18 protein-coding genes and 1 other RNA gene are annotated in these 18,561 nt (G+C 46.4%); 4 read left to right on the plus strand and 15 right to left on the minus strand.

The features are described 5' to 3' along the window. Positions 1 to 5: 5 nt before the first annotated feature. From mraY to rnpB, 8 genes are all read right to left on the minus strand, one after another. The gene (gene mraY / locus TOI97_RS11820) at positions 6 to 1,088 is read right to left on the minus strand and encodes a phospho-N-acetylmuramoyl-pentapeptide-transferase (RefSeq protein WP_321554335.1); all 1,083 of its coding nucleotides are present in this window, start codon (positions 1,086 to 1,088) and stop codon (positions 6 to 8) included. After that, on the minus strand, positions 1,088 to 2,464 hold the full coding sequence (locus TOI97_RS11825; RefSeq protein WP_321554336.1) for a UDP-N-acetylmuramoyl-tripeptide--D-alanyl-D-alanine ligase: 1,377 nt from the start codon (positions 2,462 to 2,464) through the stop codon (positions 1,088 to 1,090). The genes mraY and TOI97_RS11825 overlap by 1 nt, the downstream gene beginning before the upstream one ends. Further along, positions 2,457 to 3,926, minus strand: a complete 1,470-nt coding sequence (locus TOI97_RS11830; protein WP_321554337.1) for a UDP-N-acetylmuramoyl-L-alanyl-D-glutamate--2,6-diaminopimelate ligase — start codon at positions 3,924 to 3,926, stop codon at positions 2,457 to 2,459. The genes TOI97_RS11825 and TOI97_RS11830 overlap by 8 nt, the downstream gene beginning before the upstream one ends. Then, positions 3,926 to 5,653, minus strand: coding sequence for a peptidoglycan D,D-transpeptidase FtsI family protein (locus TOI97_RS11835; protein WP_321554338.1), 1,728 nt, complete (start codon positions 5,651 to 5,653; stop codon positions 3,926 to 3,928). The genes TOI97_RS11830 and TOI97_RS11835 overlap by 1 nt, the downstream gene beginning before the upstream one ends. Further along, positions 5,650 to 5,943 carry a cell division protein FtsL gene (ftsL, locus tag TOI97_RS11840; protein ID WP_321554339.1) on the minus strand — a complete coding sequence of 98 codons (294 nt, stop codon included), beginning with the start codon at positions 5,941 to 5,943 and terminating at the stop codon, positions 5,650 to 5,652. Before ftsL ends, TOI97_RS11835 begins: the two co-directional genes overlap by 4 nt. Next, complete coding sequence (gene rsmH / locus TOI97_RS11845; RefSeq protein ID WP_321554340.1) at positions 5,940 to 6,881, minus strand: 16S rRNA (cytosine(1402)-N(4))-methyltransferase RsmH; 942 nt, start codon at positions 6,879 to 6,881, stop codon at positions 5,940 to 5,942. Before rsmH ends, ftsL begins: the two co-directional genes overlap by 4 nt. Before the next feature lie 2 nt (positions 6,882 to 6,883). Beyond that, the gene (gene mraZ, locus TOI97_RS11850; protein ID WP_321554341.1) at positions 6,884 to 7,339 is read right to left on the minus strand and encodes a division/cell wall cluster transcriptional repressor MraZ; all 456 of its coding nucleotides are present in this window, start codon (positions 7,337 to 7,339) and stop codon (positions 6,884 to 6,886) included. 290 nt (positions 7,340 to 7,629) lie between these two features. Beyond that, an RNA gene (rnpB, locus tag TOI97_RS11855) (RNase P RNA component class A) lies at positions 7,630 to 7,986 on the minus strand. 243 nt (positions 7,987 to 8,229) lie between these two features. On the opposite strand from rnpB, the gene tesB reads away from it, so the two are divergent. Both tesB and TOI97_RS11865 read left to right on the plus strand, forming a co-directional pair. Next, a complete protein-coding gene (gene tesB, locus TOI97_RS11860; RefSeq protein ID WP_321554342.1) occupies positions 8,230 to 9,102 on the plus strand; it encodes an acyl-CoA thioesterase II in 873 nt (290 codons plus the stop codon). A 19-nt stretch (positions 9,103 to 9,121) separates the two neighbouring features. Continuing rightward, positions 9,122 to 9,727, plus strand: coding sequence for an HAD family hydrolase (locus TOI97_RS11865; protein WP_321554343.1), 606 nt, complete (start codon positions 9,122 to 9,124; stop codon positions 9,725 to 9,727). A gap of 17 nt (positions 9,728 to 9,744) precedes the next feature. Here TOI97_RS11865 and TOI97_RS11870 read toward each other — a convergent pair whose 3' ends face one another. Then, positions 9,745 to 11,082: a DEAD/DEAH box helicase gene (locus TOI97_RS11870; RefSeq protein ID WP_321554344.1), complete on the minus strand. Its 1,338-nt coding sequence runs from the start codon at positions 11,080 to 11,082 to the stop codon at positions 9,745 to 9,747. 327 nt (positions 11,083 to 11,409) lie between these two features. Between TOI97_RS11870 and TOI97_RS11875 the strand changes: the two genes are divergently transcribed. Beyond that, entirely contained in the window at positions 11,410 to 11,883 is a 474-nt protein-coding gene (locus TOI97_RS11875; RefSeq protein WP_321554345.1) for an FKBP-type peptidyl-prolyl cis-trans isomerase, read from the plus strand. Between the two features lie 48 nt (positions 11,884 to 11,931). Here TOI97_RS11875 and TOI97_RS11880 read toward each other — a convergent pair whose 3' ends face one another. From TOI97_RS11880 to TOI97_RS11895, 4 genes are all read right to left on the minus strand, one after another. After that, complete coding sequence (locus TOI97_RS11880; RefSeq protein ID WP_321554346.1) at positions 11,932 to 12,588, minus strand: glutathione S-transferase; 657 nt, start codon at positions 12,586 to 12,588, stop codon at positions 11,932 to 11,934. Between the two features lie 300 nt (positions 12,589 to 12,888). Beyond that, entirely contained in the window at positions 12,889 to 14,193 is a 1,305-nt protein-coding gene (locus TOI97_RS11885) for a TRAP transporter large permease (RefSeq protein WP_321554347.1), read from the minus strand. Next, positions 14,190 to 14,675, minus strand: a complete 486-nt coding sequence (locus TOI97_RS11890; RefSeq protein WP_321554348.1) for a TRAP transporter small permease — start codon at positions 14,673 to 14,675, stop codon at positions 14,190 to 14,192. Before TOI97_RS11890 ends, TOI97_RS11885 begins: the two co-directional genes overlap by 4 nt. A 77-nt stretch (positions 14,676 to 14,752) precedes the next feature. Continuing rightward, positions 14,753 to 15,757 (minus strand): DctP family TRAP transporter solute-binding subunit, encoded by a 1,005-nt coding sequence (locus tag TOI97_RS11895; RefSeq protein ID WP_321554349.1) that lies wholly within the window; start codon positions 15,755 to 15,757, stop codon positions 14,753 to 14,755. A gap of 224 nt (positions 15,758 to 15,981) precedes the next feature. On the opposite strand from TOI97_RS11895, the gene TOI97_RS11900 reads away from it, so the two are divergent. Further along, positions 15,982 to 16,257: a transposase gene (locus tag TOI97_RS11900; protein ID WP_321554350.1), complete on the plus strand. Its 276-nt coding sequence runs from the start codon at positions 15,982 to 15,984 to the stop codon at positions 16,255 to 16,257. A gap of 164 nt (positions 16,258 to 16,421) precedes the next feature. Here the strand turns inward: TOI97_RS11900 and TOI97_RS11905 are convergent, their stop codons facing one another. Together TOI97_RS11905 and TOI97_RS11910 are read right to left on the minus strand one after the other, a co-directional pair. Beyond that, the gene (locus tag TOI97_RS11905; protein WP_321554351.1) at positions 16,422 to 18,185 is read right to left on the minus strand and encodes a DEAD/DEAH box helicase; all 1,764 of its coding nucleotides are present in this window, start codon (positions 18,183 to 18,185) and stop codon (positions 16,422 to 16,424) included. Positions 18,186 to 18,305: 120 nt separating this feature from the next. After that, positions 18,306 to 18,561 (minus strand): transposase (locus TOI97_RS11910; protein ID WP_321554352.1); only part of this gene is annotated, 256 nt, incomplete at its 5' end.

Consider the following 18,561-nt stretch of genomic DNA (forward strand, 5'->3'; position numbering starts at 1 on the left):
TTTATTTACCTCAGTTTCAAGGTGGCAAGTCCCACCAAGACAAGCACCACGGTAATGATCCAAAAACGCACAATAACACGCGGTTCCGGCCATCCTTTCAACTCAAAATGGTGATGGATAGGAGCCATACGAAACACACGCTTACCAGTTAACTTAAAGGACATCACCTGAATCACGACCGATAAAGTTTCCACCACAAACACACCGCCCATAATAAAAAGGACAATTTCCTGACGCACAATCACGGCAACTGTTCCCAATGCAGCGCCTAAAGCTAAAGCACCGACATCACCCATAAAGACTTGTGCTGGATATGTGTTAAACCATAAAAATCCCAAACCTGCGCCAACCAAGGCACCACAGAAGATAATTAACTCACCGACTCCAGGCACATGTGGAATAAGCAAGTACTGAGCAAAATTGATATGACCCGATACATAAGCAAAAATACCTAAAGCACCGCCCACCATGACTGTGGGTAAAATAGCCAAACCATCTAAACCATCAGTGAGATTAACGGCATTACTACTGCCTACAATCACAAGGTACGTCAAAAGTACGAAGCCCATCCCTAAAGGAACACTAATATCCTTCAGAAAAGGCACAATCAGCTCAGTCTCAGCAGGTGTTTGCGCAGTAAAATATAAAACCAGAGCCGCGCCCAAACCAAAAACAGACTGCCAGAAATACTTCCAACGACCAGGTAGGCCGCGCGAGTTTTTCTCAACGACTTTACGGTAATCATCCACCCAGCCAATCGCGCCAAAAAGCACTGTAACTAGCAACACGGTCCAGACATAACGGTTGCTTAAATCCGCCCACAATAAAGTACTGATGGAAATCGAAGCTAAAATCAATGCTCCACCCATGGTAGGAGTACCTGACTTAGACAGATGTGACTGTGGACCATCTGTCCGTACTGACTGACCAATTTGCATACGACGCAACATACGGATCATTTTCGGTCCTAGCCAAAGGGACATAACTAAGGCCGTCAATACGCCCAAAATCCCACGCAGAGTTAAGTACTGAAAGACAGCAAAGCCTTTATAGTACTCTTGCAAAAACTCCGCCAATAAAAGCAACATCAGTGTGTGTCCCCTAAGTTAGTACGCAAAGCATTTACAACGTTTTCCATTGCAGCCCCACGTGAGCCTTTAATTAAAAGTGTGGCAGGCCCGCTGACTTGTGCGAGCAATGCTTCAATAAGACCCTTTTGATCAAAAAAGTGCCCTGAAATACCAGAGTATTGCGCAACGGCATGTTGCATCAGTGGACCTACGGCAAATAACGCGTCCACTTTGCCATTAGCGTATGCTCCGATCTGCGCATGTTCCTGCTCAGCCCACCCCCCTAATTCACCCATATCTCCCAGCACTAAGACACGCTGACCAGGCATATTCTGTAAGACATCAATTGCAGCTCGAATCGATGCAGGGTTGGCGTTATAACTGTCATCAATGAGCTGCACGTGGTTCGCACATTCATGCACTACACTACGACCTGAAATAGCCGTCATGTTTTCCAAGCCTGATTTAATTGCCGTCAGCGGCAAACCTAAAGCATATGCTGCAGCAGCTGCAGCTAAGGCATTGCTGACGTTATGCATACCCAAGACAGCCAGCTGGATAAAACACTCGCCGGCTGCCCCTTGTAAATTAAAACCTTTACGCCCTTGGGCATTGCTCACAATTCCACTGGCATAAATATCTGCCTGCGGGTTACTCCGAGAAAAACTTAAAACCTGACACACAGAATTACGTTCACGCCACTGAGCAAAAGCTGCATCATCAAGATTCAACACAGCTGTGTGCTCAGCGCTTAAACCATCCAGAATTTCACCTTTAGCTAAAATAATATGCTCAGGCCCACCAAACTCCCCTGCATGCGCCATCCCTGCATTATTAATAACCGCAACCATGGGCTGTACCAATGCCGAAGTATAAGCAATCTCTCCTGGACGGGATGCACCGAGCTCAACCACAGCGGCACGATGCTGCTCGTTGAGCTCAAGCAAGGTAAAAGGTACACCTAGATCATTATTTAAGTTGCCACGAGTGGCTAATACAGCCTGCTCACCTAAAGCACTACGACAGATACTGGCCAGCATCTCTTTGACCGTAGTTTTACCACTTGACCCAGTCACAGCAACAGTTTGCCCAGTAAACTGTTGGCGATTAAGAAAAGCAATGCGTCCCAAAGCAAGACGGGTATCCGCCACACACAATTGTGGAATTTTGATTTCAGCCTGAAAAGTGTCAACCACGGCAGCAATCGCACCACGTTTAGCAACATCAGCTAAATAAGCATGCCCATCAAAAAACTCACCACGCAAGGCAACAAATAACTGCCCTGCACTCACTTTGCGACTATCAGTGCTTAAACTGGCGAATTCAACATCATCACCTTGCAAGGTCGCTTTAAGCGGCTCAAGCAACTGACTTAACCGTAATGGCTTAAACATTTTCCACCTGCCATGAGGCTAGCGCCTGCTCTGCTTGCTCTAGATCGGAAAAATGCTGGCGTTGTTGGTTGATTTCCTGATAATCCTCATGCCCTTTACCGGCCAACACAATGACATCATCACAACCGGCCTGAGCAATGATTTGAGCGATTGCCACACCACGATCTGCCACTTCCACGACTTGTGCTTGCGCACTAAAACCTGCGCGCACTGCAGCACGAATACTTGCTGGATCTTCACCACGCGGGTTGTCATCAGTAAGCACCGCTCCATCAGCTAAACGCTCAACAACTTGCGCCATCAACGGCCGTTTCCCTGTATCTCGCTCTCCACCGCAACCAAACAAACACAATAAACGTCCAGCAGCAGCCACATGCGGCCGCAAAGCGCTGAGCACTTGCTCTAAGGCATCGGGAGTATGTGCATAATCAACCACTACCAATGGTTGACCATGCCCCCCCAAGACCTGCATTCGCCCTTGCGGACCTTGTAATTTCGGTATCACCGATAAAGCTTGGTCCAGTGAGTGTCCTAATCCTAATAAAGTTCCTATCACCGCTAGTAAATTACTTAAATTAAAGCCCCCCAATAATGGGCTCAACAAATTACCCTCACCATGGGCTGTCACCACTTCTGCTTGGATACCCGCACTACTAAAACGAATATTGCGACAGTAAATATCCGCACTCGAGTCCGCTAAGCTATAAGTGATGCGACGCAGTGCTGTTGTTTGTGCAAGTTGTTCACGACCAAAAGGATCATCTAAATTCAATACTGCAACACGCAAGTGTGGCCAACTAAATAACTGGGCCTTAGCTGTTGCGTAAGCTTGCATCGAGCCATGATAGTCCAAGTGGTCACGAGTCAAATTGGTTAAAACGGCTACATCAACTTTTACATCACTAATACGGTGCTGGGTTAAACCATGGGAAGACACTTCCATAGCAACAACCTTTGCTCCAGAATTTTTCAAGTCTGCTAAAGTGGCTTGCGCGGCTAAAGGGTCAGGGGTTGTGTAATAACCACTGGTTAAACGACCATAAAAACCACTGCCTAACGTACCGATCAAACCGCAAGACTGTCCAAGCTTTTCTGATGCCTGTGCTAACAGTTGCGTAACACTGGTTTTACCATTGGTACCTGTTACCGCAACCATTCGCATAGTACGACTTGGATCGCCATAAAATCGGCCTGCAATCTCTGATAGCTGCGCTTGTAAACCCTTGATTGGAATTAAAAGTGCTTCACTGTCCTGCATGGGCAAGGCATCTTGTGCCTCATACGCCACGGCTACTGCACCTCGCGCAATAGCATCACCGATATAGTCCCGACCATCTTGCTCAAAACCAACCACAGCCAAAAAGAGGTCACCTGGACGCACTTTTCGACTGTCCAACGTTAATTCTCGAATCAACGCCGAGCTCGAAACTTGAGGAAACAATTTATTCACAGGCATTGCCATTAGCCGCGCCCTCCTCGCACTGCACCAACTGCGGTGGTATCCACTTCAGCTGGTAAATTATCCGGACGCACATTTAACATGCGCAATGCTCCAGCCATCACCCGTCCAAAGACAGGCGCAGCTACTAAACCGCCGTAATACCCGCCTTTACTCGGCTCATCAATCACCACCACTGCTGCAACCCGTGGATTCTCTACGGGCCCCACACCTGCAAACATAGAGCGATAAGTATCCTTGGTATAACCACCACCTGAGGCAAGTTTTTTCGCGGTACCACTCTTACCACCGACGTGGTATCCCGGAACCCGTGCTCGCGAGCCACCACCGCCTTGCTCTTCAACCACTGCTTGTAACATTTTCATAACATTTCGAGCGATTTGCGGGTCAATAACCTGTTCCCCTTCAGGCTTTTTGTTAGCTAGATGCAACAAAGATAGCGGTACATTACGCCCATCATTAGCTAAAACAGCGTAAGCGTGAGCCAACTGCACTGCAGTCACTGATAAGCCATAGCCATATGCCAAGGTAGCCGTTTCTGCTTCCCCCCATTTGCGATGCATTGGCAAGTTACCAACACGCTCACCTGGGAAACTCAATCCAGTATCAGCACCAAACCCCACACCTTGCATCACTTTGTGTACAGGCAAAGCGCCAATATCTAAGGCAATTTTACTGATCGCAACGTTACTGGATTTCATCAGAATTTCAGTCAGATTAAGTAAACCGCCTCGCGACACATCTCGAATCGTATAGCGGCCAATTCTAAAATGGCCATTGCCGGTATCCACTCTAGACTCAGGCTGCCAACGTCCTGTCCCCAGTGCTGCTGCGATAGAAAAAGGCTTAACTGTCGAACCGGGTTCAAAGACATCAACCATGGCACGATTTCGCATGGCTTGCATATTTAAATTACGGCGGTTATTTGGGTTATATGTCGGGTGATTCACCATGGCTAAAATCTCGCCACTGCGCACATCTACCATGACCAACGAACCAGCCTTAGCTTCAAATTCCAACAGTGCATTACGCAACTCTCGATGCGCTAAATACTGCAAACGTAAATCAATAGAAAGTGCCAACTGCTTACCAGGTTTAGCATTTTCTTTCACCTGCACATCGCGGATTAAACCACCACGTCGATCTTTAATAACCTGACGCTGCCCAGGAACCCCCGTCAACCACTGGTCAAAAGCTAACTCAATCCCTTCGCGGCCACGCTCATCAATATCAGTGAATCCAACGAGATGTGCTGCAACCTCGCCAGCTGGGTAAAAACGACGGAACTCCTCCTCGGCATACACACCCGTAATCTTTCGATCAAGCACACTTTGCCCGCGTTCAGGCGTTAAGCCACGAGCTAAGTACATGAACTCACGTCCCGCATTCTTCTCAATCCGCTGGGCTAAGTCTGTAGGGTTGAGCTGCAACGCTTGTGCTAGTTCAGTCCAACGTGCTTTGTCAGTTGCCAGCTCCTTGGGGTTAGCCCACAAAGTCAAAACAGGTGTGCTTACAGCCAAAGGCTCGCCGTGCCGGTCAGTAATGACGCCACGGTGTGCAGGTATCGGAATATGTCGCACAGCTCGTGCATCACCTTGCTTGGCTAAGAATTCATGATGAAAAACATGCAAATAAATAATGCGCCCTGCAATGGTGGCAACTAAAATCAGCAATAAGCCCAAAATAATTGAAAAACGAATAGGATGCTCAACGCTTGGCAAGAACTTCATTGGCTCACCATTCTTACCGCGCCCGGCTCTGGAATGTGCATATCAAGTTCTTTAATGGCTAAAGACTCAATACGATTATGCGCTGTCCAAGTACTTTGCTCTAAAATGAAACGTCCCCACTCCGCCTGCGCTTTATCGCGAATTTGAGTCTCATCAAAAAGCTCATTTAAATATTTACGACTATTATGCGACGCATAAGATACCGCTACCGCAGAAATCAAATTTGCAACAAGCAAAAATAGCAAAATACCGCTTAAACGCGGTAATGGCTTTGCATAAATCTTACTCACCGTAACTTCTCCGCAACGCGCATAACTGCACTACGGGCACGTGGATTCGCTTTCAACTCTCCAGCACTGGCGTACTGTGGCTTACCGATAATTTTAATAATAGGTTCAAACTTCTCAGGGATAATGGGCAAATGACGCGGCAAGTTGTCGGCCTCTCCCTTCGCTAAGCGGCGCATAAATTGTTTAACTATACGGTCCTCTAACGAATGAAAACTGATGACGACCAAACGTCCACCCACCTTCAAAGAAGCGATGGCCGCCTCTAAACCCTTTTCCAAATCACCTAGTTCGTTGTTTAAATGGATACGCATCCCTTGGAAAGCACGCGTTGCAGGGTTCTTACCTTTTTCCCAAGCTGGATTCGCTTCGGTTAACACTGCCGCTAAATCCGCAGTACGCGTAAAAGGTTTTTCTGCTCGACGCGCAATCACCGCGTTGGCCATGCGCCTAGCAAAACGCTCTTCTCCATATTCTTTAAAGACGCGCGCCATTTCCTCGGCACTCACCTCAGCAATCCACTCCGCTGCGCTTATACCTTCTTCAGGATTCATGCGCATATCCAACGGACCATCATGCATAAAGCTAAAACCGCGCTCAGCATCATCCAACTGTGGAGAAGACACGCCTAAATCCAACAACACACCATCAACCGCGCCAAATAAACCTCGCTGTTGTAACTCCTCGTCCATCTCTGCAAAACTTCGTTGCACAATAGAAAACCGTGCATCCTGCTTTTGCAGCTCCATGCCCGTAGCGATTGCTAACGGGTCTTTATCAAAACCGAGTAGCAACCCTTCGCTGTTCAGGTTCTGTAAAATCAGCCGACTATGGCCTCCGCGACCAAAAGTGCCATCAATGTAACGGCCAGCCGAACGCACCGCGAGGGCGCTAACCGCCTCATCAAGCAACACGGTGATGTGACTTAACGCTTCACTCATAGTTATAGAACCAGATTCATTAATTCTTCAGGTAGGTGATCAGGCTTTTTAATATCATCAAGATCTGCTTGCAGCAGCTCACTCCAAGTCTTTTCGTCCCACAATTGAAACTTATTTAATTGCCCCACCAACATTACTTGTTTGGTCAGCCCAGCTTGTTCACGTAAACGCGCAGGAATCAAAAGTCGACCACTGTTATCAAGCTCCAAATCAACCGCGCTACCAATCAGCAAGCGATTCAGTTGGCGAGTTTCAGGACGCAACGAGGGCATTTGACTCAGCTGAGCTTCTATACGTTCCCAGTCGGGTAATGGATAAATACATAGGCACGGATCTGCTAGGTCTATGGTTATGACCAACTGACCATCACAACGATCGATGAGCTCTTGTCGATACCGACTCGGCATCGCAAGACGCCCTTTAGCATCGAGATTAATAGCGCTAGATCCGCGAAACACGGCAATGCCCCTATATTATGCAGCACTCAAATAAAAAAACCCACTTTTTCCCACTTCATGCCACTTATGCACACTATAGAAATCATGGCCGCTCACCGTCAAGCAATAAGCAGATAAAAGCCGTTATAATTCCGAAACTTAGACGCATTCCTTTACAGATCCGATACCGGGTGAGCGACAAAAACTTAATAATCTGATAGAAATGAACACCTTAAAGGCGGCAAACCGTAGTGCGGAAAGAAAAAATTGATCTTTCAAGTTCTGACCAACGGTCGTTGGTCAGCGATGAGGTGGAGAGTCAATCTATAAGCCGGGTTTTGTCGTGAACAGTCATTCCTCTAGGATCGCCATCACTGACGACCTCAAGCAACCTACCCGGATCCAGCGCGGGCCACGCCTAACGGATCCCTATTTGGTCTTGCTCCCAGTGGGGTTTGCCTAGCCACGGACTGTTACCAGCCGTGCGGTGCGCTCTTACCGCACCTTTTCACCCTTACCGGCACTTGCATGCTTAGGCGGTAATTTTCTGTGGCACTGTCCGTAAGCTCACGCTTCCCAGGCGTTACCTGGCACTTTGCCCTATGGAGCCCGGACTTTCCTCCCTCTCGCTACCAAGATAGCGAAACAGCGACTGTCCGATTGACTCTCCGATGCAAAGGTTACGGTGCATTGAGTTACATCGCAAGCTTCAAGACTAAAATATACAGTAATAAGTCTTAGTTTTAATCAACCTCTATCGCAATCACACCTTAAAACTAAAACTTTCACGACCAAAACAACTCAAACAAAACCATACAGTTAGCGGCATAAAGCCGACAAATACTTAAAAACGCTTTAATATCTACTCTTATCTAACACACCCCTAGCTATAGGCAGCCACAAGGAACAACATGAACTCAACTCTCGACCAATTAGTGTCGCTACTTGGCATGGAAACCATTGAAGAAAATTTATTCCGCGGCGCAAGTCAAGACCTAGGTTTCCGTCAGCTTTTTGGTGGGCAAGTGCTTGGGCAAGCCCTTTCTGCAGCAAGCCAAACTGTTGACGCCTCACGCCCTGCCAACTCTTTACACGGTTATTTTTTGCGCCCTGGCGATGCAACAAAACCCGTTATTTATCACGTGGAACGCCTGCGTGACGGCGGTACCTTTAGCACACGACGCGTCACTGCTATTCAAAGTGGGCAACCTATCTTTACTTGTAGCGCATCCTTTCACCAACATGAAGAAGGCTTTCGCCACCAAAGCCCAATGCCCGATGTACCACCACCAGAAGACCTTATTTCAGAAGAAGTACTTTCACCTCGACTTGCCAAATTTTTAAGCAAAGAGAATCGTGAAAAAATACTCAGAGCCAAATCCATTGAAACTCGGCCTGTACGCATTCTGGATCCTTTAACACCCGAGATCAGCGAACCCATCAAACAAATCTGGTTTAAACCAACAGGTTCACTACCCCAAACTCCAGAATTACATAAATTTATTCTGACCTATGCATCTGACTTTAGCATTCTAACCACCTCACTCATTCCTCATGGCGCATCCATCTGGCAACCTCATATGCAAGTTGCCAGCCTTGATCATGCTATTTGGTTTCACGAAGAAATATGCTTAGATGACTGGCTACTTTATACAACCGAAAGTCCTTGGGCAGATCATGCTCGAGGATTTGCTTTAGGTAGTATTTATACGCGCGACGGGCGTTTAGTGGCTTCTGTAGCGCAAGAAGGCTTGATTCGTCAACGCAGCGACTGGAAAAAATAAGGAGTACACAACTAAAACCATGTCTCAGTACTTAAAAACCTGCCAACACTGGGTCTTTGATATGGACGGCACATTGACCATTGCTGTCCATGACTTTCTTTATATTCGTCGCACCTTAGAGATTCCCGACCATGCTGACATCTTGGGCCATCTCGCCTCTCTACCTGAACTGGAATCACAACAAAAACACGCTTGGCTGATTGAACACGAGCGCCAACTAGCGCTTAACTCTGAACCAGCCCCTGGTGCCATTGAATTAGTGCGCTATTTACATGAACAAGGCCGCGACCTCGCCATTTTAACCCGTAACGCCCATGAGCTTGCCCACCTAACGCTGCAAGCCATCGATCTACTAGAGTATTTTGAGGATGAGTTCATTTTCGGTCGTGAGCAGGCCATTCCTAAACCTCACCCCGATGGCCTCCTTAAAATCGCTCAAAAATGGCAAGTCACCCCGCAAAATATGACCATGGTTGGTGATTTCTCCATGGATTTAAAAACCGCTAAAGCAGCGGGTAGCTACGCCGTACAGGTTAATACCCCAAATAGCCTGTGGCCGGAGCTCACCGATTTTCATGCCACTGACTGCCACCAACTATTAACCGCTTTAACCAATACCAATTAAAACTTATTTGTCTTGCCTCACTTAGTTTTGGACTGTGTTTTAGGTCGACTACGACCATGCACGGCAAGCTTAGGTAGTTGCCGTACAGCAACGACTCGAGGTTTTCCCTCTGCAGCAAACACATCACCTAAATGAATCTGCCCAGCTGCAGCCTTATTTTTTTTGGTTTTTTTCGGTTTCTTCACCCGTCCAACACCGACGCTAGTTTCCGGCAATCGGTGTTCAGCATAGAACTCAGGCTCATCAAAACGACGCAGATTTAAACCTAGCAACTCCTCAATTGCAATCAGTGCATCCAACTCATCAGCACTGACTAAAGAAACCGCTTCACCAGTTAATCCAGCACGCCCCGTCCGACCAATACGGTGTACGTAATCTTGCGCAACTGTTGGCAAATCAAAGTTCACCACTTGCGGTAACTGCTCAATATCCAAACCACGGGCAGCAACATCTGTAGCGACTAAAACTTGCACATGCCCCGCCTTAAAGTCTTCCAAAGCACGCAAACGTGCAGGTTGAGTTTTATCACCATGAATAGCATCGGCAGACACCTGGGCCGCATTCAACTTTTTCTGCAGCACCTCAGCACCTTTACGAGTGCGTACAAAAACCAAAACCTGTCCCCACTCACGCTCTCGTAATAAGTGCAAAAACAAGTCGGTTTTATCTTTTTTATCCACTACGATTAGATACTGTTTAACTGACTCAGCTGCCGAATGTTTAGGTGTCACATCAATGCGCACCGGCTCATGCAATAAACCACCGGCTAGAGTGCGAATTGGACCAGAAAACGTAGCCGAAAAAAGTAAAGTTTGACGCTTTTGTGGCATTAGACTGAATAACGCATTCAACTCCTTAGCAAAACCAAGGTCTAGCATGCGGTCGGCCTCATCCAACACTAAAATTTGCATCTGATGAAAACGCACAGCATTTTGCTGATATAAATCCAATAATCGTCCTGGGGTTGCCACCAATACATCAACACCGCGACGCAACTGCATCATTTGAGGGTTAATACTCACCCCACCGTAAGCAACCGCTGTTCGTAACGGCAACTCGCCCAAATAAGTTCGAATCGATTGATGTACTTGCTCAGCTAGTTCACGCGTTGGAACCAACACCAACGCGCGGACACAGTTGGGTGCTACTTTGCTGCCTTGCGTCAACAATATCTGCAATACTGGTAGTGAAAATGCTGCTGTTTTACCTGTCCCTGTTTGCGCCGCAGCCAAAACATCCTTCCCATCTAACACAGTTGCTATAGTCTGCCGCTGCACTGCAGTGGGCTGTAAATACTTAAGCTGCTGCAAACGTACGAGCAAAGCTGGCATCAGCCCTAAACTTGTAAAAGACATCGACTTTTCCACCCTAATCCTTAGCCCCAAATGAGATCATTAATGCATTCTACCGTGTTTACCCACTGTGCTCTTACAATTGAAAACCAGAAATCAAAATGCACACGCTATTTAAATGCCCCGCTTCACTCATACTTATAACCATATGCATTGAGCAAAAGAAAAGCGCATGCTAAAGTTTTTGATCTTTGAGCGTACTTGATAATGAACCGTGTAACACTAACAGCAAAACTATCTAATAGAACTCCAGCCTCAGTTTAAGTACCGATGTCCATCCATACTAGTCAGGCTTTAGCCTAGAACTACACCACTCAAACAGGTCAAGCCATGAAATTCGTACTTTTAGCACTCGCCATTACTTTAGCTGCGTTCTACTTTTATAAAAACACTAATGATAAAAAAGTGGCTCTAGAAAATATCGAAACAGGAAAAGCTTTTTTAGCTGCCAACAAAAGCAATCCTGAAATTATAGAAACAGCTTCAGGCTTGCAGTATCAAATACTGAATAAAGGTACAGGCAGTACTCACCCCAATGCCAATTCAACAGTGAAAGTACACTACCATGGCACCTTAATTGATGGCACTGTGTTTGATAGCTCAGTAGAGCGCAACGAACCCATCAGTTTCCCGCTTAATCAAGTGATTGCGGGTTGGACCGAAGGCGTGCAATTGATGGTGACCGGTGCCAAGTTTAAGTTCTTTATTCCATCGGAGCTCGCTTACGGCAATCGAGCTGCTGGCTCTATCAAACCTGGCTCAGTATTGATTTTTGATGTAGAACTTCTAGATATTCAACAATAGTTTCACATTGCCTTTCGAGCAATCTCAATATATCTCAACACTCATCAACTAACGCTCTGGAGGAAACATCACCGGATCATCACCCTCTTGCCAAACTTGGTATTTAGTCATGACTGTTACAAAGCTTGGATGCTCCAACCAACCTTTTAGCCATTGCTGCAAGTGTGGATAAGGCAATGTGTAAAATGCATCGCGATCCACATGGGCGAACTGACGAACAAACGGCATGATGCTGATGTCAGCCACACTGATGTCATCACCTAATAGGTATTTATTTTTGCTCAGCAACGTTTCCAACACCTGCAAAAACACTTCACCCTTTTTTCGATACTCAAGTTGACTACACTCAAGGTAACGATCAGCATATTTATAACGATCTAACCAGTATTTAAACTCATGATCATTCTGCTCAATCAATGTATTAGCGTAAGCTAGATCAGTCTTTAATAACCCTTGCGGATCCTTCAGCGCTAGAGCCCACTCTACAATCTCACGGCTCTCCTCAATCACTCCTTCCTCACTGCCAGCCAGTTGTAATACCGGGACTGTTCCCTTAGGGCTGATTTCTAACATCTGTACTGGCTTATTTCGTAACACAATTTCGCGCAACTCAAGCTGCAGTCCAGAAAACACAATACCAAGCCGTGCACGCATAGCATAAGGACAACGGCGAAAAGAATACAAACAATGCAAAGGGACAGTCATAGCGAGCCTCCTAGCTAAGTTAAAGGCAGCGCTGACTATAGCTGATTTTTCTTGATGCAGGAAAATCAGCAAATTTCGTAGCACATCACTAAACTCGAGTTGCGATGATTTTAAGACCTAAAAAATCATGGCGCCACCTAAAACACGATCAATCAAATGTGCACACTTTCTGAACTTTATGTTAAGTGCAGGACAATAAAAAAACTGCCTAAAACCTAAAGCCGAACGAGCTATTCCCTACCCTGTATCCACTTCATGAGCAAACCGGCTGGTACACCTTTGGGCTAACCAGCCGATTATTTAGTTGGTGGAATACCCTAAATACTCAGGTAACCACAGGGCAATTTGCGGGAAAAATAAAACCAACAAAAGCGCACTGAACATAGTCACCATAAATAACATCGCCCAACCAAAGGTTTCTTCAAGACGAATATTGGCAACCTTAGTGGTCACCATCAGATTAATTGCCACCGGTGGAGTGAACTGGCCAATGGCAATATTCATCGCCAATAAAATACCAAACCACACTGGGTTCCATTCAAAGTATTGAATTAAAGGCACTAGAATCGGTGTTAAAATCAGGTAAATAGAAATCGCATCCAGCAACATACCCGCCAACAATACCAGCAACATCACCAATAAAAGTAAAAGCAGTGCATTGTCAGAAACTGCCAAAATACTGTCAGCTAGACGCGTAAAGGTGCCTAAAGTTGTTCCTGCCCAAGCAAAAATACCAGCTAAAGCAATAATGATCAGTACTACGCCAGAGATTTTCACTGCCTCATTCAACATATCGATCAAGCTCGACCAGCTCAGCTGACGATATACAAAAGCACCAATGATCAACCCATAAGTTACCGCGACCACTGCCGCCTCTGTAGGTGTAAATAAGCCTGAGCGCAAGCCACCTAAAATAATTACTGGTGCCAATAAAGCCGGAATCGCCTTCACAAAGCTTGCTCGAATTGAGGGCAATGACTCATCGCTGCTTTTCACGGCTTCCCAACCATTGCGTTTGGCCAAAAAATACGCTGGTACCAATAAAGATGCACCCGCTAATAACCCAGGGAATAGCCCAGCGGCAAATAAAGCCCGTAAATCCAAGCCAGGCATCATCACCGAATACAAGATGAGAGCAATAGACGGCGGAATCAAAATCGCTGTTGATGAAGCTGCAGCAATTAAGGATGCAGAAAAGGGCCTCGGATAGCCCGCTTTAGTCATGCTCGGTAACATCACCATAGCCACTGCCGCTGCATCAGCTGGGCCTGAACCACTCATGCCCCCCATAATTAAGCAAACCAACACTGCAACCAAGGCTAAGCCACCATGTCGGCGGCCTATCAAAGATTGAGCAAAGTTCACCAAGCTTGCTGCAACCCCCGCCCTCTCAAAAATAATGCCGGTCAAAATGAATAACGGAATCGCAATCAATGGGTATTTGGCTATGCTGTTGTAAGTATTGGTCCCCAGTGTAGCCAACATATCAGGGGACAGCCCGGTCACAATAGCTGCGACACCACCTAAACCTAAAGCAAAAGCAACCGGCATTCCGATTAATAAACAAAGCCCAAAAATAAGCAACATCCATAAGTCAGGACTCATTGCTCCTCTCCCTGCTGCATGCCGTTATCAGCCAAACGATTAAAAAGATTTTGCGTGCAGCGAATCATCACCACACAGGCTAAAAACGGCAGCCAAATCAAATAAATCCAAGTAGGATAACCCAAGCCTGGCGATAATGATTCCCAAGTATATTCCTCATAAGTGAGCGTGCCGCCATACCAAACAACTAAGCCAAGCACCACTACACTACCCAGCCATTGCAAAAAATAAACAATGCGGCGCCCCGTTAAGCCTAAGTGATTTTCTAATAAGGTGATACGAATGTGCTCATTACTACGCGCGGCAACTGCTGCACCAGAAAAAGCCAACACCACCATTAAGAACACAGAAAATTCTTCAGTAAAAGCAAAGGATGCATCTGTGGTATAGCGCACCACTACGTTAGCTAAGCTAATTATACTAATCGCAGACAAAGCGATAATGCCCAGCCAAGATTCGAGGGGTATTCGTTTCTTTGACATAAATTATTGCAACCAAGGCGACCAAAAACCCAACACCAGCAAGAGAAGCTAGGGCTGGGTTTTAAAGCGAGTAAATATTAACGGTTCTTAATAGCTTCTTGCGCAGTATCGACAAGCTTTTTACCGATGCGCGGTGTCCACTTCTCGTATACTTTTTGCGTGGCATCAACAAACGCTTGATGCTGCTCAGGTGTCAGCTCTGTCACTTCAACACCACGTTCACGAATCGCTTGTAGCGTATCCTCTAGCTCAGCACGGGATTTTTTGATTTCCCATTGGCCCGCATCAATTGCTGCCTGCTTAAGTAAACTTTGATCATCTTTTGACAAGGTTGACCACACCCGCTTACTCACACCAAAAATCAATGGATCATTCATGTAGTGCCACAGGGTCAGATACTTTTGATCAGCACGATCAGCACGTGCGACGTCAAATACCGCCAGTGGATTTTCTTGACCATCAACAGCGCCAGTAGTCAATGCAGGCAACGCATCGGTCCAGCTCATTTGCGTTGGATTAGCCCCTAAAGCATTAAAAGTATCGAGGAACAACGGTGAACCCACTACACGCACTTTTAGACCTTTAAGATCTGCCGGTTCACTTAAAACGCCACGGGAGTTAGATATTTCACGGAAACCATTTTCACCCCAGGCCAAAGGCACCACACCACGCTTATCAATGGCATTAAACACCATCTCGCCTGCTTCACCCTGAGTGATCGCATCGACTGCAGCATTATCCGGCATCAGGAAAGGCAAGGAAAATAAGTTCACCTCAGGCACTTGTGTGGACCAGTTAATCGTTGAACCCACAGCCATATCAATCAAACCACTGCGCATTGCTGAAAACTCACGGGTCTGATCACCAGAGACCAACTGGGCATTTGGATAGACCTTTAGCGTAATGCGCCCCTCGGAACGCTCTTCAACCAATTCAGCCCATTTAGCAGCCGCTTGCCCCCAAGGGAAAGCCTCAGATAAGACCGTTGAAACAGAAAACTCGCGGGTTTCCTCAGCAACAGTAGGTGTAGCACTAAAAGCTAAACAAGCAGCACTGAGCAACAGCCATTTTTTGATTCGCATGGTAGTCTCCAAATTATTTTAAGCGAACGATATTAGCAGAATATAACGCCATGGCTTTACCAAATAACGGCAATCCTCACACTTTCTAGTGCGAAAAGGATAACAAAGACTTCGCAAGCAGCCTCTTACCAGGCTGCTAAAGTCCTTGTAGCACTGGCTTGCACTGGTACTGTATACAGCATTAAGAATACACACCAAAACATCAGATGTAGGATAGTTGTGGCTTGAGCCAATATAAGTTTCGCTCTGGCAGCTTCCGCGAAGATAGCCGTGACCGCTTCTACCGTGACCTTGAAGATAAACTAGCCACAGCACAACGGACTAGGAATAAAACCCAAGTCAAAACCATTCACGCTAAAATTGCCAATCGCAGAAAAGATGTGCTGCACAAGTCTAGCCACACCCTAGTCAACCGCTGCAGCGAGGTTTATATGGACAATATCAGTCACTTAAAACCTGTAAAAACCACGATGGCCAAGTCAGTATTGGATGCTAGCTAGGGACAATTAAAAATAATACTGGACTATAAATGCTGCGCAAAACATTATCACGGTCGGGCATGACCGCCCCTTAGAGCGGAGAGGATGTAAGTTACTGTAGGTTGTATTTTGATCTCTTTTTAGCACCATCTGTTCAATCAGTAACGTATACAATTTCGCCTGAACTAAATTTCATATGCCTTACGATAGCTACCTTGGTAATCAAAAATGCGCTCCTGTACCTGCCAATAATGTTTTTTTTGTTTGCGTGCAATAACAAAGTCTGGTGCAGGCAATAAAGCTTGCACAGCCAGCACCTCATCAAGCGTGCTGAATGTTTGCGGGGTCTGGGCATTGGCTAAACGCCGACCGAACAGCTGATTAAACACATTACGCTGAGCAGATTTGCTCAAGTCAAAAGTTTCACTGAGTTCTTCGCCATCTTCCCCGTGATAAGTGATTTTCAGCCTGTCTTGATTGTTGCTTACAGTAATTCCAGCACAACGAATCACCATGGCATCTTTCAACTTAAGTGCATCACGCAGTTGATCATCAGGGTCAATAATAGCTTTTTTACATTGTTGGCAATTACGTGCAGCAATATCATTTTCGCCCCCACAATGCGGGCACTCTTTAAAACGAAAACGGTAATCACACTGTTCAAATGGTTGTACGGGTTCCTCACCCTCACCGACACCTAACAGCCCCTGACAACGCCGTCCATAATGCTCAATCACGTGGCCTTGTCCATCTGTTTTACCCCAATAAATATTGGCAAAACCGCAACTAGGACAAAGTACTTGCACCGGCTCACTATCGGGATTGGGCTTCTTCTCTCCCACTTCAGGATGATACAAATTGACATTATTACCGGCGTAATCAATCACCAAACAATCCTGTTTGCCCTCATCCAGGCGCAGACCACGCCCGACGATTTGCTGATACAAACTAACCGACTGGGTCGGGCGCAAAATGGCGATAAAATCCACATGAGGCGCATCAAAGCCGGTCGTGAGCACTGAAACATTCACTAAATACTTTAATTGACGCTGCTTAAAACGCTGAATCAACTCATCCCGCTCACGCTGATCAGTGGCTCCAGTAATCAACGCGGTCTGCTCTTGCGGCAAATAACCGGTGATTTCCTTAGCATGATCCACAGTAGCGGCAAAAATCATCACCGCCTGACGCTTAGTTGCTTGCTCCATCACTTGCTCAATAATGGCGCGGGTAACCCGCCGATGCTTGCTCAACAATGCATTGACATCTTGTTCCGCGTATTCACCAAAGCGGTTCTGCGCCAGCACAGAAAAATCATATTGCGCAATTGCTGCATCAACCAATTTGGGTTTGGTGAGATAGCCGCGGTTGATCATATAAATTAACGGCAACTCATAAATGCAGTGTACAAAAGGCTTTTTCTCTTCACTGCGCACAAACCCTCGATAGTGATAGCGATAAATCCAGCCCATACCTAAGCGATAGGGCGTGGCGGTGAGCCCCAATACTTTCAAGTCTTTATTGTGCTGCCGCAGCTGCTCGATAATCCGCTGATACTGACTGTTTTCATCGCCACTGACTCGGTGGCACTCATCAATAATGATTAATGAATACTCTTCCTTGAACTGTGCAAGATTCGCCGCTACTGACTGCACGCTAGCAAAAGTCACTTGGTAACGGTGCTCTTTACGATTTAATCCGGCAGAAAAAATACCACCCTCTACTCCGTAACTCTGATATTTAGCGTGGTTTTGTTCAACCAGTTCTTTTACGTGAGTAAGCACCAGAATTTTACGTCGCGCCAAACGCGCCAGCTCAGCAATCACTAAGCTTTTACCGGCACCAGTGGGCAATACAATCACTGCTGACTCAGCGGATTTGCGAAAATGTTTTAACGTAGCATTCACAGCTTCCTGCTGATAAGGCCGCAACTTAAAAGGTGCATTCATAGTTCAGTGCTTAAAAACGATGAGAATTAGAAAGTCATACTAACAAATACCCCAACCTGCTAGCCTGTGAATCTATCTACTGTGGCCTTTGGTGGTAATTTTATTGACATCCTCCCCGACCTAAAGGACAGGGATTCCTACTGCTAGACGACCATGCCCAGCCGCGAGAATGTTACGTGCCGCGTTGATATCGCGTTCGTGGGTGACACCACACCCATTGCACGCCCATTCTCTTATTCCAAGTCCTGCGATACCTTTCGGCCTCGACTCGGGCAAACTGCCGCAACTCGAACAGGTTTGGGTGGTGTATGCCTCGTCAATTTCCTTAAAAACAATGCCTGCGTGAGCGCATTTATAGTCCAGCATTGTTTTTAAT

The sequence above is a fragment of the Denitrificimonas halotolerans genome, assembly GCF_034259425.1.
GTDB lineage: Bacteria > Pseudomonadota > Gammaproteobacteria > Pseudomonadales > Pseudomonadaceae > Denitrificimonas > Denitrificimonas halotolerans.